A 16,760-nucleotide genomic window follows, 5' to 3' on the forward strand; every position below is an offset into this window, starting at 1 on the left:
TCAATCCAGCAAAAGATTTTTGTTACTTTTCATCTTTGAAAAGTAAGATATACATAAAAATAGACAACCTCGACCCAAATCTCAAAAATCTAGAAACTCTTTATCTGATCAAAATATAAACTAAAGCTATATCTAGATTGAAAACTTAAATCGACCAATCCTGAACTTCCCAACCTTTCTCTTGCGACAATTTCTCTAAACGATCGTCTGGATTTACCGCAATGGCGTGGGTTGCATATTCCAATAAGAACCGATCATTAATCGAATCAGAATACGCCCAAGATTCATTTACTTGACGCCCATCTAACCATTGATCCAGACGAAGCAATTTACCTTGTTGATAACACGGCAATCCTGCGACCTTGCCTGTATAAGCACCTTCGACCACTTCGGCATTGGTGGCAATAATGTTTGTAATCCCAAACTCACGAAAAATAGGCGCAGTGATAAAATCACTGGTCGCGGTAATTCCGACAATCTCATGCCCCAAGGCTTTATGATGTTCAATCGCCGCAAAACCTTGTGGACGCATTTGTGGGCGAATCACCTTTTGCATAAATAACTGATGCAATTCGGTTAAATAGGCATTGTCATGCCGCGTCAAAAACTGAAAAACAAACTCATTATAAGCAATCGGGTCAAGTTGCCCTGCTTTATAGTCTTCATAAAATTGATCATTCATCTGACGATGATGTACGGGATCGACCAAACCTTCATTGACCAAAAACTCTCCCCAAGAATGGTCAGAATCTGTATTAAGTAAGGTGTGATCGAGATCAAACAAAGCCAATTTCATGAAAATACTCGTTAAAACTGAAATTTAAGAAAAAAAATGTAAATCTATCTCCGCTAGTCGATAGAAATTCGTTAAGATCATAGCAATTTTAATGCATTTTACTTTGATCTTTTCGAGCTGGGCTTCAAGAGTGACCGCCCCCGATTTCAAAGTCAACGATATTGATAAAATTTAGGTAGCCAAATGATCGACTCTGAAGGTTTCCGACCCAACGTCGGGATCATTTTGGCAAATGATAACGGACAGGTTTTATGGGCAAAACGCATTGGTCACAATGCTTGGCAATTTCCACAAGGAGGAATCCAGTTTGGAGAAACCCCTGAACAGGCACTTTACCGTGAGCTGAGAGAAGAAGTCGGCCTCTTGCCTGAACATGTCCAGATTATTGCGCAAACCAAAGGTTGGCTGCGTTATCGTTTGCCACACCGATATATTCGACCGGACTCAGATCCTGTCTGTATCGGACAAAAACAAAAATGGTTTTTACTGAAACTCACCGCTCCTGCGGGCAATATTCAGTTAAACCTCTCTGACCCTGCCGAATTTGATGAATGGCAATGGGTCAGCTATTGGTATCCACTGGGTCAAGTAGTGAACTTCAAACGTGATGTTTACCGCAGAGCCATGATGGAATTATGTATGTTATTGCCGCAACAACAATCGGCTGAAAAATCACTTCTTTAGCAAGTGATTTTTTGACTGAGTGCTGTTATAACATCACTAAGCGCGATTCATTTTTTGGAGCATATATTCATGTCAAACATGCAACTCGACACCTTAAGACGGATTGTTCAGGAGATCAATGCGTCGGTGAGTTTGCATGAATCTCTGGACATTATGGTGAATCAAGTCGCCGAAGCCATGAAAGTTGATGTCTGTTCTATCTATTTACTGGATGAACGCAATCAGCGTTATTTACTCATGGCTTCCAAAGGTCTCAATCCAGATTCTGTCGGCAATGTCTCATTGCATGTCGGTGAAGGTTTGGTCGGCTTGGTCGGACAGCGCGAAGAAATTGTCAATCTGGAAAATGCCTCCAAACACGAACGCTTTGCCTATTTACCTGAAACAGGCGAAGAAATTTATCACTCCTTTCTTGGCGTACCCGTCATGTATCGCCGTAAGGTGATGGGTGTATTGGTGGTTCAAAATAAAGAACCTCAGGATTTTAGCGAAGCCGCTGAGTCATTCCTCGTGACGTTATGCGCTCAACTTTCAGGGGTGATTGCACATGCCCATGCGGTGGGTAATATCGATGTCTTTCGTAAACCAACTTCTGGCGCTGCCTATAAAACCTTTCAAGGTGTTTCTGGCGCGGGAGGTATTGCCTTAGGTCGGGCGATTGTGCTTTATCCCCCTGCGGACTTGGCAGCCGTTCCTGATCGTGAAGCCGAAGATATCAGTGATGAATTACAACTTCTAGATCAAGCTATTCTTTCAGTACGCACTGAAATTCAATCGCTTGATGAAAAGATGCAAGACTCACTGATGTCAGAAGAACGCGCACTCTTTAGCGTATTTTTACGCATGCTGGATGAAAATGCGCTGCCTGCCGAGATTAAAGAATTGATTCGGGCAGGCAACTGGGCACAAGGTGCGGTACGCCGTGTCATTGATAAGCACATCAGTCTGTTTGCGCAAATGGAAGATGATTATCTGCGTGAACGCGTTTCAGATTTAAAAGATCTTGGGCGACGGATTTTGGCCTCATTACAGGAAGCCGATTCTAGTCATCGTGAAATTAGCCCAGACAGTATTATTATTGGTGAAGAAATCAGCACAGCCGCACTGGTAGAACTGCCTGTCGATAATATTGCTGCCATTGTCACCACAGAAGGCGCAGCCAATTCACATATGGTGATTGTGGCACGTGCCTTAGGCATTCCAACGGTGGTTGGTGTCACCGAGCTGCCAATTAACACGCTTGATGATGCAGAGATGATTGTCGATGCCTATCAGGGACGTGTTTTTATCAATCCCCCACGACGTATGCGCCAACGTTATAAAGAGATTCAAAAAGAAGAAGAACAAATCGCCAAAGATTTAAAACAGTACGAAACCCGCGATGCCATTACGCCTGATGGCGTTGCAGTCCGTTTATATGTCAATACAGGCTTAATGATTGATGTGGTTCGCGGCGTTCAGCGTGGCGCCAAAGGCGTGGGTTTGTACCGCAGTGAAATTCCATTTATGTTGCGTGATCGCTTTCCAGGCGAAGAAGAACAACGCGCCATGTATCGTCAACAACTCAGTCACTTTGCTAACAAACCTGTGACCATGCGCACACTGGACATTGGTGCAGATAAAGACCTACCTTATTTTAGTATTGAAGAAGAAAACTCGGCACTGGGCTGGCGTGGTTTACGCTTTACCCTTGATCATCCAGAGATTTTCTCGACGCAGGTTCGCGCCATGCTCAAAGCGAGCATTGGCTTAAATAATCTGCATATTTTATTGCCTATGGTGACGAGCGTCAGCGAAGTCGAAGAAGTCTTGTATTTATTGGAACGCGACTGGATTGCCGTACAAGAAGAAGAACAGGTTAAAATTACCAAACCCAAAATTGGGATTATGGTCGAAGTTCCAAGCGTACTGTTGCAGATCGATGAGTTTTCAGAATTGGTCGACTTTTTCTCTGTAGGATCAAATGACCTGATTCAATATCTACTGGCGGTTGACCGTAATAACCCTCGCGTTTCTAGCGTTTATTCACACTTTCATCCATCGGTATTACGTGCTTTGCAACGTCTGGTGAAAGAATGCCATAAATATGAAAAGCCTGTGAGTATTTGTGGCGAAATGGCAGGGGATCCTTTTTCGGCAATTCTATTGATGGCAATGGGTTTCAATACACTCTCCATGAGTTCGAGTAATATTTTACGTGTCCGCAAGGCAATTTGCCATGTCCCCATGAGTGATGCAGAAAAGTTACTGAGCGAAGTCGTTAAAATGAATAATCCATTGATGGTTAAAAGCTGGATGGAATATTATTTTAAAAAGCATGGCTTGGGCGATATGGTCAAATCCAATCGTTTATCCGTTTAAATTGACCCAACGAAGATACTCATAAATAAGGGCACATCGATTGTGCCCTTATTTTTTACTTCAATTGAGCGTTTTTTAGATTGGTAAGCTACGCTCCAATATCTGTTGTACTACTCTTGCGTCTGGATCTGTTTCTGGCATTAAAATTAATCCTGTCACACGACCATGAAACATACTATAACGCGACTGGATAAAAGTATTTGCAACTTCATCAGGTGCATAACGTTTTAATAATACGGCTTGAGCAAGTATTACTAAACGACTCACAAAACTTCTTGCCATAAATTGCAGTTGTTCAGGCGATTGTTTTAAAACATCCAACAGTTCATTAACTTCATTGTGCAGTTGTGGTACCTGTGAGGTCACGTCATAAAAAGATTCAAATAAAGTCTGAAGCGATGCTGGATGACGCTGAATCGCGCGTAATACATCCAGACACATGACATTACCCGAACCTTCCCAAATTGAATTGACAGGTGCTTCTTTAAATAGTCGTGCCATAATTCCAGTTTCGACATAACCATTACCACCAAACACTTCCATCGCCTCACCTGTCAGTTCAACGGCGCGCTTACAAATCCAGAACTTTGCAGCAGGAGTCATGATACTTGCCCATGCCTGTGACAGTTCATCCTGATCTTGATAACTCGCAGCTAAATGCATGCTGAGTTGGACTGCTGCTTCACTTTCTAAGGCCAAATCTGTCAAAACAGCCTGCATTAAAGGCTGATCAGCGAGGACTTTGCCAAATGCCTTACGCTGACGCGTATAAGCCAGACATTGCACCAAAGCCTGACGCAAAATGGCAGAACTTCCCACGACACAGGTCAACCGAGTATATGCTGCCATTTCTATGATGGTCGGAATACCTCGCCCTTCCTCTCCAATCATCATGCCCCATGCATCATGAAACTCAACCTCACTGCTTGAATTACTACGATTGCCAACTTTATCTTTTAATCGCTGAATATGTACGCTGTTTTTTGTGCCATCGTCTAACCAGCGCGGAACATAGAAACAAGCCAATCCATTTTCAGGGGTTTGCGCGATCACTAAATGTGCATCGGACATCGGGGCTGAAAAAAACCATTTGTGCCCTGTGAGTAAGTATTCCTGCCCCCGACCAGACCTTGCAATCGGTTTTGCCAAAGTTTGATTGGCACGAACATCTGAGCCACCTTGTTTCTCAGTCATGCCCATGCCAATCCAGATCGATGATTTTTCTGAAATAGGCACATCACGCTCATCATAATTTGTCGATAACAGTTTTTCGCCTAACTGTTGCCACAACTTCGGCTCACGTTGTAATAATGGAATACTGCCTAAAGTCATGGCATTTGGACATAAATTTCCACATTCCACTTGTCCACTGAGATAAAACCGCGCAGCCCAGTCGACCCAGTTTGTCTTAGACTGCGCGGCAATAAATGGATGCGCATGTACACCATATTGACGATTTAACTTCATCCATGCATGCCATGCGGGATGAAATTCCAGATTATCGATACGACGACCGCGCGCATCAAAGGTGTATAATTCAGGCGTATGTCGATTGGCTTGATCAGCCCATAGATAGGCCTGAGTAGTACCAACTTTCCCACCCAATTCTGTAAGCAACGCTTGATCCTGACTGCCATAACGCATCAGGATTTCTTGTAAAACAGGATCGGTTCGATATAAGTTATAGTTCTGTAGCTCATCAAACTGATTTTCGATCTGATGGATCATCCTTGTATTCATTGCTTATCCTTGATTATTTTTATAACAGTATAGGAACAAATCAGACCTGAAGTGTTCGGATTTAATTTATGAAAATCACCAGTATCAAAGTACGTAGAAAGCCCAAGCAGTCAAGAGCCAGATTTACTCAGGATGCACTGATGGATAGCTTTGTTCAGCTTTTACTTGAAAAAGAAGCGAATGCAATCACGATTCGGGAAATTACCGATCTGGCAGGTGTTGGTCTAGGCACTTTTTATGAATATTTCAGCCAAAAAGAAGATTTACTCGCGCTGACCATTCATCATTATGTGCAGCGTAATGCACTGTCCCTACAGCAAGCGTCTGAAAAAGCTCTCAAACCAAGTCCCGATTTGAATACCTATATTCAGGCATTGATCTACTTACAGCTTGAACGCATTGCTGAACACGGCCCTCTCTGGAAGAAATTATTTCTTCTGGAACGACAAATTTCAAATACCGAGATTTATCAGAAGCATTATTTACAACACGTAGAGGCGTGGTGTTTTGTGCTAAAGCAACATCCCGAACATGTGCTGATGGATGTTGAATGGCTTGCACTCAATATTCATCGTATTAGTTATGGTTTTATTTCCCAAACGCTGATGGTTTCGCAACACGATCAAACAACTGACTGGGAACGCCTTGAACAGGATATTCAAATGGCCATTTTTGGATTTATCCAAACATCTTGATAATAATCGATTTTATCTCTTATAAAAATAAATTTAATCGTTTTTACATTGTACAAAATACAGCGTATGTTAAATGTATGAATCATTTACACGGAACAGATTGCCCTCTTTAAGTCTATTCATCATATTGCAATACAGCGCTTTTATGTTGCATAAGATATTGACCTCAGGCATCACAGATTCGATTATTTTTTACAAAATATCCAATGTCATTTAAGGTTGGGAATGTTAGTTATATAGTATTGCTATACCCATGACATTATTAGAATTTTAATCACAAGACCCTGTTTTATGGAGAATTAAAATGAGTGACGATAAACTAAAGTGTCCAGTCACCCACCTTACTACTGATGCAGGTGCGCCTGTTGTAGACAATCAGAATAGTATGACGGCAGGTGCACGTGGCCCTCTTCTTACTCAAGATCTCTGGCTCAATGAAAAGTTAGCCAATTTTGCCCGTGAAGTCATTCCAGAACGCCGTATGCATGCCAAAGGTTCAGGTGCATTTGGAACATTTACTGTAACCCATGACATCACTCAATATACCCGCGCTAAAATTTTCAGTGAAATTGGTAAAAAAACTGAAATGTTTGCCCGTTTTTCTACCGTGGCAGGTGAACGTGGTGCAGCCGATGCAGAGCGTGATATTCGTGGATTTGCCTTAAAGTTTTATACCGAAGAAGGTAACTGGGACATGGTGGGAAATAATACGCCGGTGTTCTTTTTCCGTGATCCTCGCCAGTTTCCTGATCTCAACAAAGCAGTTAAACGTGATCCTAAAACCAACTTACGTAATCCCACTTACAACTGGGATTTTTGGACACTTTTACCTGAAGCATTTCACCAAGTTACCATCGTAATGTCTGACCGTGGTATTCCAGATGGTTATCGTCATATGCATGGTTTTGGCAGCCATACTTATAGCTTTATCAATGCCAATAACGAACGCTTCTGGGTTAAATTTCACTTCCGCACTCAACAAGGGATTAAGAACCTAACCGATGCTGAAGCCGAAGCTCTCATTGGTAAAGACCGCGAAAGTAGTCAATCTGATTTGTTTAATGCCATTGAACGTGGTGATTTTCCAAAATGGAAATTATGTGTTCAAATTATGCCCGAAACTGATGCGGAAAAAGTCCCATACCATCCATTTGATTTAACCAAAGTTTGGCCACATGGTGATTATCCACTGATTGAAGTCGGTGAATTTGAACTGAATCGCAACCCTGAAAACTATTTTCAAGATGTTGAACAAGCGACTTTTGCCCCAAGTAATCTAGTTCCTGGCATCAGCTACTCTCCAGACCGTATGTTACAGGCACGTTTGGTGAACTATGCTGATGCACATCGTTACCGCGTAGGTGTCAATCATATTCAGGTTCCAGTCAATGCCCCTCGTTGTCCTGTTCACAGTAACCGCCGTGATGGGCAAGGCCGTATGGATGGTAACTATGGTGGGCTTCCACACTATGAACCAAATAGTTTCCATCAGTGGCAAGAACAGCCTCAATACCGCGAACCGCCATTAAAAATTAATGGGGATGCAGATTTTTGGGATTATCGTAAAGACGATAGCGACTATTTCAGCCAACCACGCGCTTTGTTCAATTTGATGAATGCTGAACAAAAACAGGCTTTATTTGACAATACTGCACGAAACGTAGGTGGCGCATTAGACTTTATCCAATATCGTCATATTCGTAACTGCTACGCCTGCGATCCAGCTTATGGCGAAGGTGTCGCAAAAGCATTGGGTAAAACTGTTGCAGATGCACAAGCAGCTCGTGCCACTGATCCAGCTCAAGGTAATCCTGGTTTATTGTAAGTTTCATTGCTAGAGATGAAGATTAACTTATTCGAGTGATCTTTTATCTAAAATAAAACAGCCAGTAAAATGACTGGCTGTTTTACATTTTAATCTATTAATTGATCATGACTGATTTAAGGCAAAAGCCATCACATAATCCCCCACTTCGCTAGAATGTGCTGCACCACCGACAGAAACCACAATATATTGCTTCCCTGTTTTAGGTGACACATAAGTCATTGGAGTGGCACTAGAACCCACTGGCAAAGGGTACTTCCATATTTCTTGACCCGTTGCAGCATCATAAGCACGTAGGTAATAATCCTGACTCCCCGCAAAGAATAGCACCCCGCCAGCAGTTACCGATGTACCTGCATAGGTTGGCATTCCCATCGCTAAAGGAATATGAGACTTGATGCCCCAAGGCCCTAAGTCTTTTGTGGTTCCTACTGGAACTTGCCACAGCACTTGTTTACTTTTCATATCAATCGCACTAATCGTACCAAATGGTGGCTCAGTACATGGAGTTTCCATGGCAGATGTCCACATCATGGTGACCATCCCATACGGCGTACCCGTCTGTGGTGAAGGTCCATGTCCTGTACCATCGGATGGATATTTTTTATTAACCTGTGCAAACTCATCGCGTTTTACCAACCAGAATACAGATGGAATACGGATATCGTTCATATAGGCAATCTGATTTTTAGCATCATAGGCCACACTTCCCCAGTTCATTCCACCTAAATTTCCGGGCTGCTCCAATGTTTTATTGAACCCGACTGGCGTAAAGTCGCCTTCATAGCTCATTTTTTTAAACTGAATCCGACATACCAGTTGATCAAATAAGGTAACACCCCAAATTTTCTTCTCATTTAAATGATCAGCACCAATGGTTGGCATACCCACTGAATATGGCTGAGTTGGAGAAAGTGGTTTTTCATCTGGAATCGGGCTTTTTGAAGGTACTGGTTTTTCAACCACATCAGCAATTGGCTGACCTGTTTCACGATTTAGCAGAAAGATTTGTCCACGTTTCGTGGTTTGCATTACTGCTGGAACGATCTGACCATTTTGATCTGGAACATCCATCAATGCAGGCTGCGATGGCAAATCATAGTCCCAAAGATCATAGTGTGTGGTTTGGAAATGCCATTTTTCTTTACCAGTACGCACATCCAATGCCACCAAAGATGAATTATATTGATTCGAAAATTCAGGGCGTTCTTTGCCATAGTAATCAGGCGTGTTATTACCCAATGGAATATAAACTAATCCGAGTTTGTCATCATAACTTAAAGTCGTCCATGAATTTGGCGTACCTCGTGTATAGGTTTGCCCCTCAGGCGGTAATTTATCAATCGCAGGATTACCCAAATCCCATGCCCATTTCAGTTCGCCTGTTTTGGCATCAAAACCACGAATCACTCCCGAAGGTTCAGCAACTTCCTGATTATCGACCACCCATCCACCAATCACGATAGTATCGTTTGCAACCAGTGGTGCTGACGTTTGAAAATAGAAACCAGGTTTCACATCTCCCATGCCTGTCTTCAAATCAACATAGCCTTGCCGACCAAACTCCTGACAAGGTTGACCTGTTTTAGCATCAAGCTCTAATAAACGTGCATCATTGGTGGTTTGTACAATCCGCTGCTGACATTGTGCCCGATGATTTTCACGGGTTAATGCGACTTGCCCAATTGAACGTTGAGGTGTTGCCACACGTGCATCAAAATATCCCAGTCCTCGACAGCGTTGCCACATAGGTGATCGACCATTGGCATCAAACTTCCAGACTGATTTTCCTGTATCGACATCTAAAGCAGCAATAATGCCGTTACGTGAACAGCTATAGAGCAAGTTGTCGATTTGTAGTGGCGTGTTTTGATCGACCCCAGGACCTTTATCGCCAGTTTGATAGGTCCAAACAACTTGCAGATTTTTGACATTATCACGGTTAATCAAGGTAAACGGTGAAAATCGGGTTCCTTCATTGGTACGGCCATAGGCTGTCCAGTTTTCAGGCATTCCAAAAGGCGTATGCGCTTGGTAAGACTTGCCATTTGCATATTGGGCATCATGCGGAAAGAAAGCGGCAATCGCCATACCAATGAAAATCACCAGTGAACCTAGACTAAAACCTAGCGTTTTGGCATTGTAATGCTCTTTTCGTAACGCATATAACGCAACGAAAGCCAAGCCCAACGGAACCATGATCCTTGCGAGCATCGGCCAAAACGCAAAACCCCGTTCGTAAATTGCCCAAAGACCAGTCAAAACCAGCGCAATAATCGTTAAATAAAAACCAAGTGCTTTATTTTTATATAATAAAAAGCTACTTGCTAGATAAATTAAACCCAGTAAAAGGTAATAAAACGATCCACCTGCACTAATTAAGCTTATTCCTCCAATGATGAGAAATAAGCTGGTAAATAGCGTGATGAGAATGATTAAAATCCTCATTATTTTCATACTGAAGTGACCTCTTTTTTTGATCTTTTTATTTTTTATAGCATACGTTTAACATAATATGCTTGTCACTTCGTGAAAATTTATTTTACTTTTCACATAAAATAAGAAAAAATGAATTAAACCGTTAACTTATGTCCTTCTCTAATACAATAAAATGGATTAACAAATTTCGATGAAGTTTTTAGTAGATGACTCAACTCCTGCTCAGGCTCATCACGGCTTTCATCCGTCAGCTGAAAGGTTCGATAATGAATTGCCATAGAGCGATGTGCTTGTAAGTCCAAATGTGCATGCAAAGCATCCTGCGGATTCATATGCACATAATGCATCAATTGACGCGGTTCATAAGCTCCGATCGGTAACAAAGCAATCCGTGCATCTCCAAAGCGTTCATGGATTTCCTTAAAATGTGGAGAATAAGCGGTATCTCCTGCAAAGAAACAGTGTCCCTTTTGAGTAATCAGTGAAAATCCGCCCCACAATGCCTTATTTTGATCTCGCAAGCCGCGCCCCGAACCATGTTGTGCAGGGGTGTAGGCAATGGTGACTTCATCATGAAACGGAATCATTTGCCACCAATCCATTTCGATCACATGAAAATCTTTAGAAAGATAATAACGATTGCCCAACCCCGTATAAATCGGCATGGCAAATTTCTGGTGTAACCAGTGTAACGTTGCCAGATCCATGTGGTCATAATGATTATGACTGAGCAACACACCATGAATGGTAGGCAATTGCTCCAGTGCAATGCCTGCTGGACAAACCCGACGAGGACCACGCCCCTGCAACGGACTGGCATATTCACACCAGACTGGATCCGTCAAAAAATTAAAGGGTCCTATTTGAATCAAAACAGTGGCATGTCCTACAAACCAGACTTGCCAATCATCCATATCTGCATTAGGACGATTCTTAGGTAATCCAATTGGTGTATTGATTCTAGACTCATATTCCTGCTGAATATCGACCTGCCATGTAAATGATTCACGCGTGGCAAGCCAACGTAATAATTCTTTTGATCCTTTTGCACCAGAGCGTTTAATCTGATTGTGAAAGTGATTGCTGCTCGCATGTTCTGAATCTGCATACCGAAATGGTGGTTTACTCCATGTATGTGTCCAGCAGGATTGAGTCGGCAATTGATACGTTAATGTCGGCTTCTCTTTCATAGGGTAATTCGGTTATACAGCAATAGTTTAGGGTCGGGTGTTTATTCATCTTAACGATTAAATCAAATTATGCTACTGCTCAATTTATTTGTCTTGTAACCGTCCTTTCATTCGTTGCAACCAGACCTGCTTCGACTGAGGCTTGATAAACAGTGCAACAATTTCAGGGTGAATTTCTCTAGCTTTCATTTCGATACGATTCACACAGATTTCGATATCATCTGAAGTTAAACTATCTTTAAATTCAAGGCTTAATGATGCAATGACCTGATGCGCACCTATTTGCTCAGTTAACACACCATTTGCTGAAAAAACAGCAATATCCTGTTGCGCAATGAGTAAAAGATTTTCGCGAAGCTCTGGATTGGCCGTTTCCCCCATCAGCAAACCTTTGGTCTCACGTGCCAATAAAAAAGCAGAAATCGCCAATACCACACCAATCAGGATAGATGCCACACCATCCAATACGGGCATATTGAAATAATGCGCTGCGGTAATCCCAATTAAAGCAATAAATAGACCAATCAATGCGGCAGAGTCTTCAAATAATACAGTAAAGGTCGTCGGATCTTTACTGCGTCGAAATGCTTCAAAATAACCCAATGAACCCTTTTCTTTACGAAATCCTTTCAGTGCGACTCGCCAGGATATCCCTTCACAAATAATCGCAATGCCAAGCACGATATAATTAATCATGGGCGAAACCATTTCTTCGGGTTGGCGAATATGTTGTATACCTTGATAAATTGAAACGATCGAACCCAATGCAAAAACCAGCAAAGATACAATAAAAGCCCAAAAATAAAGTTCACGGCCATAACCAAAAGGATGGCGAAAATTGGCTGGTTTTTGTGACTGTTTTAATCCATGCAACAATAGAATTTCATTGAGTGTATCCACCACAGAATGTACGGCTTCACTCAGCATCGCCGAACTATTGGTGATATAAGCTGCGACAAATTTAACCAAAGCAATGATGAGATTGCCCAATAACGCCGCATACACCACGATTTTATTTGATTCAGCCATCGCAAAACCCTGTTCTTATTTTTTCATTCATTGTTGTTATAGCGGTACTCGATTTATTTACAAAGACTTTTCCTGTTGTCATTTGTTGTTAAAGGGTCTCTATAACGATCCTTTACCCTGAATATTAGCGTTTAAAATATATCGGTTCTACTTGTTGTTTCTGCTTGCCTGATTTGTGCTTTATACTCAAATCCAATTGTATTGCTCATATTTTTGGATTCATTCGATGGAGTTAAGACATCTTCGATACTTTGTCACTGTTGCTGAAGAATTAAATTTTAGCAAAGCAGCGCTAAAACTGTATACCGCTCAACCCTCGTTAAGCCAACAGATTAAAGATTTAGAAGAATATGTCGGTGTTCAATTATTCAATCGAACCAAACGTAAAGTTGAGCTAACCGAGGAAGGCGCGGCTTTTTTAGAGCAAGCTCGTTTAACTTTGATGCAAGCCGATAAAGCAGTCGCCACAGCAAGACAAATTGCAAAAACAAAACAGCAACGCTTACGCATTGGTTTTGTAGCAACAGCCGAGGTACACATTTTTCCGCAAGTACTGCCACAATTACGTATTCAACACCCCAAACTGATCACTGAGTTCACTTATCTGGATGAACAACAGAATATTCAAGCCCTGATGCAAAATCAGCTCGACATTGCCTTTACGCATCAAAATCTCAATACCGAGACCATTTGCAGTCAAAAAATATTCGATGAAGTTCTAATTTTTGTCTTGCCAAAGAATCATCCATTCGCCAAAGAAAAAGTGATTCCTTCACATGCCTTGGGCTATCTGGATTTTGTATTACCTAGTGCAGAACAATTTCCCAGCTTATATGCACTCATTTGCGAATTTATCCAGCAGCATGATTTTACTCTACATACTCAGGAAATGACTGATGTTTTGATCAAAATCAATCAGCTAAAACACCAGAATTGGTGCACGATTTTACCTGCATATGCAAAGAACATGTTCAGTTCTGATCTTGTGATTGCGACATTGGCGATTGATTTGCCAAAGTTACCCTTATTTATCAATTTTAATTCGCAGCAGACGTCAAACCATACAAAAATATTACTCGAACAGCTATCAAAAGTATTTTGTTCTGAGTAAATCATGACTAAAGTAAATGATCAGGGCTGCATGATCGATGAATATCACAGGCACAGTCGCCACATCAGTTCTGTGCAAATCAATAAACCTAACACTCAAATAAATTAAAACGATTTTTTCAGGAGAAACCTGAGCATGTTATCTGTATTACATGGGTTGAAAACTGGATTACAGGGGCTGAAAAGCGGTATTTATAATCGTCCCCACTTTTTTATTTCGTTATGCATTGGCGTCGTGATTGCCGTAGTGTTAACGTTCAGCACAACTTGGCATTGGTCAACAATCATTTTGTTGAGCTGGAATATTTCTGTCGGCATATATCTCATTCATGCCAAAAAAATGATGTGGCAGGCAGATCATTCTGCCATGCAATCTCAAGCTCAAAAACAGGATGAAAGTAAATGGGTGATCATGCTTTTGGTCATTCTGGCACTATTGATGTGTCTTATTGCGATTGTGATGCAACTCTCCTCGATCACTAAAAATACGCCTTTTCAATATTGGCACTTAGGTTTATCCATATTAACCATTATTTCGGCATGGCTATTTATGCATACCGCATTTGCTTTGCACTATGCCCATGATTTTTATATGGCGCGTTCTGATGGCAAAGATGACGGTTTAGATTTCCCCAAAACTCAAGATCCGATGTATCCAGATTTCGTTTATTTTAGTTATATCATTGGTACGTCAGCTCAAACCGCTGATGTGTCGATTACCTCCCGCCCCATGCGGCTACTCAATATTTTCCATGCCATGTTGGCCTTTGGCTTTAATACGACCATCTTAGCCATTTGTATTAACATCGCAGCCAGTTTTATATCGGGTTAATAGACGAGTCTAGACCTGTCTAAAACCAGCACTACAAAAAATGATTTGAATTTTATGCGTCTATGTTGATTTGAATCAACTGATTCAAATAATGATGTAATCCCGCAATGTCATCAACAATAGTTAAGGGCTGATATTGTTTGAGTATTTCAATATCATGCACACCATAGCTCACCCCTATACGCGGCATGTCGATATTCATCGCCATTTCAAGATCATAGCTGCTATCACCGACCATAATCGCATGTTGCACATCTACACCAGTGAACTCTAAAATCTCTTCGAGCATTAAAGGATGCGGTTTAGACATAGTTTCACTGGCTGCGCGGGTAATATCAAAGAGCTCATGACTTTGCGTCTGGCTGAGAACACGATCTAAGCCACGACGACTTTTACCCGTGGCAACCGCCAGCTTCATGCCCTGATCTCTTAAATCCTGCAAAAGTTCAGCTACACCGTCAAACCAAGCATCATGCTTAGAATTTTCCACATAATGCTCGCCATAACTGACCAAGATATCCTGTTGCAAATGTGGAACTTGCGGAAACAAGGTTTGCATCACCTCAGGCAAACCCAGACCAATAATGCTTTGAGCAGCTTCGTCTGTTAAAGGCTGTTCATATTTTGCTGCGGCAAATTTGAGGCTTTCCACAATTTGCCCCACTGAATTAAATAGTGTGCCATCCCAGTCAAAGATAATCAGTTCTGGTCGATTCATTTTTGCGCTCTCAACTGTGCCACGACACTTTGAATATCTTCAGGCAATGGTGCTTCAATCACAGGATAATCAGGAATTTCCAGACGCATGGCATGTAAACACAAACGTCGCGCTTCTGGGCCCGTGTAAATCGTTTGATGCCCGTATTTATCATCACCCACCAATGGATGACCAATACTCAAACCATGTACCCGAATCTGATGGGTACGCCCAGACAAAGGCGAAGCATAAACCAAAGTGGCTTCCTTAAAGCGCTCTGCAATCACCCATTCGGTTTTACTCGGCTTGCCCTCTTTAGTCACACGGACACGGCGCTCGCCATTGGCCAGTTCATAACGTAACAATGGTGCATCGATAAGCTGCCTATCCAGACTGACCTGACCTTTCACTAAGGCGGCGTAAGTCTTACGAATTTTATGCTCGCGTAATAGATCCTGTAGATGTTTTAAAGTACTGCGTTTTTTACTAATCATGACCAACCCAGAGGTATCTCGGTCAATCCGATGAATCAGTTCCAGATACTTTTTACCTGTTGCGGCACGCATTGCCTCAATCAAACCGTATGCGACACCACTCCCGCCATGCACCGCGATTCCCGCTGGTTTATTCACAACCAATAAGCCTTCATCTTCATAGACCACACGCTTTAATAAGCTTTGTGCCACTTGATCACTCACAGGCGCAGCAGTTTCATCTTTTGGTTCATAACGAATCGGAGCCACACGAATTTGATCACCAATATTAAGCTTGCTTTCCGCTTTTATTCGTTTTTTATTGACCCGCACTTGTCCTTCACGAATTAGCCGATAAATTCGACTTTTCGGCACACCTTTTAATCGGCTAAATAAAAAATTATCAATGCGCTGCCCGGCTTGATGCTCGTCCACGTCAAACCAAGTGACACTTTGCCATTGCTGTGTAGAATTCATACAGTATTTGAAACCCGATTATTTATTAAATTTGAGTGAAAAATAACCACTTAGACAGTTGATTTCACAAGAAACATCTATTTAGCCCATAGGCAGATGCTGCAAGGTTTGATATAGTCAGCGCACGGATACCGCCGTAAGTGAACAAAAACGAAAAATATTTCAATGTTTATGAAATTGATTTTCGTTCAAGATTTCATCAAAATCTCGGAAAGGTCCCAAAAGAATATGCCGACGCCGAAGGCTTATTATATCGGCAAAATGACAAACTGTTGCGTTTAATTATGCTTTTGCATATGCAGTTTGTTGAAAAATATATGTCGCCAACCGTTAATGTTGGTTATTAAACGTAAACTGATGCACATCAGACACGTTGCGTCATCATGACCTTTCAGGCTCAAGCGTTGATGCA

Annotated in this window: 13 protein-coding genes; 6 read left to right on the forward strand and 7 right to left on the reverse strand. The window is 41.8% G+C overall.

Going from position 1 to position 16,760, the window contains the following annotated elements; translation table 11 throughout:
- Positions 1 to 145 precede the first annotated feature (145 nt).
- Complete coding sequence (locus tag EGS47_RS05250; RefSeq protein ID WP_005001316.1) at positions 146 to 796, reverse strand: HAD family hydrolase; 651 nt, start codon at positions 794 to 796, stop codon at positions 146 to 148.
- Positions 797 to 979: 183 nt separating this feature from the next.
- On the opposite strand from EGS47_RS05250, the gene EGS47_RS05255 reads away from it, so the two are divergent.
- Together EGS47_RS05255 and ptsP are read left to right on the forward strand one after the other, a co-directional pair.
- Positions 980 to 1,480: an RNA pyrophosphohydrolase gene (locus EGS47_RS05255; RefSeq protein ID WP_004991453.1), complete on the forward strand. Its 501-nt coding sequence runs from the start codon at positions 980 to 982 to the stop codon at positions 1,478 to 1,480.
- A 69-nt stretch (positions 1,481 to 1,549) separates the two neighbouring features.
- On the forward strand, positions 1,550 to 3,841 hold the full coding sequence (gene ptsP / locus EGS47_RS05260) for a phosphoenolpyruvate--protein phosphotransferase (protein WP_004991456.1): 2,292 nt from the start codon (positions 1,550 to 1,552) through the stop codon (positions 3,839 to 3,841).
- A 75-nt stretch (positions 3,842 to 3,916) separates the two neighbouring features.
- Here ptsP and EGS47_RS05265 read toward each other — a convergent pair whose 3' ends face one another.
- Positions 3,917 to 5,581, reverse strand: a complete 1,665-nt coding sequence (locus EGS47_RS05265) for an acyl-CoA dehydrogenase family protein (protein WP_125269265.1) — start codon at positions 5,579 to 5,581, stop codon at positions 3,917 to 3,919.
- Between the two features lie 140 nt (positions 5,582 to 5,721).
- On the opposite strand from EGS47_RS05265, the gene EGS47_RS05270 reads away from it, so the two are divergent.
- Positions 5,722 to 6,276: a TetR/AcrR family transcriptional regulator gene (locus EGS47_RS05270; RefSeq protein ID WP_005001311.1), complete on the forward strand. Its 555-nt coding sequence runs from the start codon at positions 5,722 to 5,724 to the stop codon at positions 6,274 to 6,276.
- 304 nt (positions 6,277 to 6,580) lie between these two features.
- Positions 6,581 to 8,101, forward strand: coding sequence for a catalase (locus EGS47_RS05275; RefSeq protein WP_004991461.1), 1,521 nt, complete (start codon positions 6,581 to 6,583; stop codon positions 8,099 to 8,101).
- A 105-nt stretch (positions 8,102 to 8,206) separates the two neighbouring features.
- Here EGS47_RS05275 and EGS47_RS05280 read toward each other — a convergent pair whose 3' ends face one another.
- The 3 genes from EGS47_RS05280 to EGS47_RS05290 form a co-directional block, all read right to left on the reverse strand.
- Complete coding sequence (locus EGS47_RS05280; RefSeq protein ID WP_125269266.1) at positions 8,207 to 10,558, reverse strand: membrane-bound PQQ-dependent dehydrogenase, glucose/quinate/shikimate family; 2,352 nt, start codon at positions 10,556 to 10,558, stop codon at positions 8,207 to 8,209.
- 116 nt (positions 10,559 to 10,674) lie between these two features.
- Positions 10,675 to 11,730, reverse strand: a complete 1,056-nt coding sequence (locus EGS47_RS05285; RefSeq protein WP_004991466.1) for an MBL fold metallo-hydrolase — start codon at positions 11,728 to 11,730, stop codon at positions 10,675 to 10,677.
- A gap of 84 nt (positions 11,731 to 11,814) precedes the next feature.
- Positions 11,815 to 12,759 carry a cation diffusion facilitator family transporter gene (locus EGS47_RS05290; RefSeq protein ID WP_004991468.1) on the reverse strand — a complete coding sequence of 315 codons (945 nt, stop codon included), beginning with the start codon at positions 12,757 to 12,759 and terminating at the stop codon, positions 11,815 to 11,817.
- 226 nt (positions 12,760 to 12,985) lie between these two features.
- Here EGS47_RS05290 and EGS47_RS05295 point away from each other — a divergent pair, with 226 nt between their 5' ends.
- Positions 12,986 to 13,870, forward strand: a complete 885-nt coding sequence (locus tag EGS47_RS05295; protein WP_004991472.1) for a LysR family transcriptional regulator — start codon at positions 12,986 to 12,988, stop codon at positions 13,868 to 13,870.
- Positions 13,871 to 14,005: 135 nt separating this feature from the next.
- Entirely contained in the window at positions 14,006 to 14,701 is a 696-nt protein-coding gene (locus tag EGS47_RS05300; RefSeq protein WP_004994081.1) for a DUF1345 domain-containing protein, read from the forward strand.
- A 52-nt stretch (positions 14,702 to 14,753) separates the two neighbouring features.
- Here the strand turns inward: EGS47_RS05300 and EGS47_RS05305 are convergent, their stop codons facing one another.
- Entirely contained in the window at positions 14,754 to 15,419 is a 666-nt protein-coding gene (locus EGS47_RS05305; protein WP_125269267.1) for an HAD-IA family hydrolase, read from the reverse strand.
- A complete protein-coding gene (locus EGS47_RS05310; RefSeq protein WP_125269268.1) occupies positions 15,416 to 16,348 on the reverse strand; it encodes an RluA family pseudouridine synthase in 933 nt (310 codons plus the stop codon). Before EGS47_RS05310 ends, EGS47_RS05305 begins: the two co-directional genes overlap by 4 nt.
- Positions 16,349 to 16,760 lie beyond the last annotated feature (412 nt).

Origin of the sequence: Acinetobacter sp. FDAARGOS_515, from assembly GCF_003938865.1 — a bacterium.
Taxonomy (GTDB): Bacteria; Pseudomonadota; Gammaproteobacteria; order Pseudomonadales; family Moraxellaceae; genus Acinetobacter; species Acinetobacter ursingii.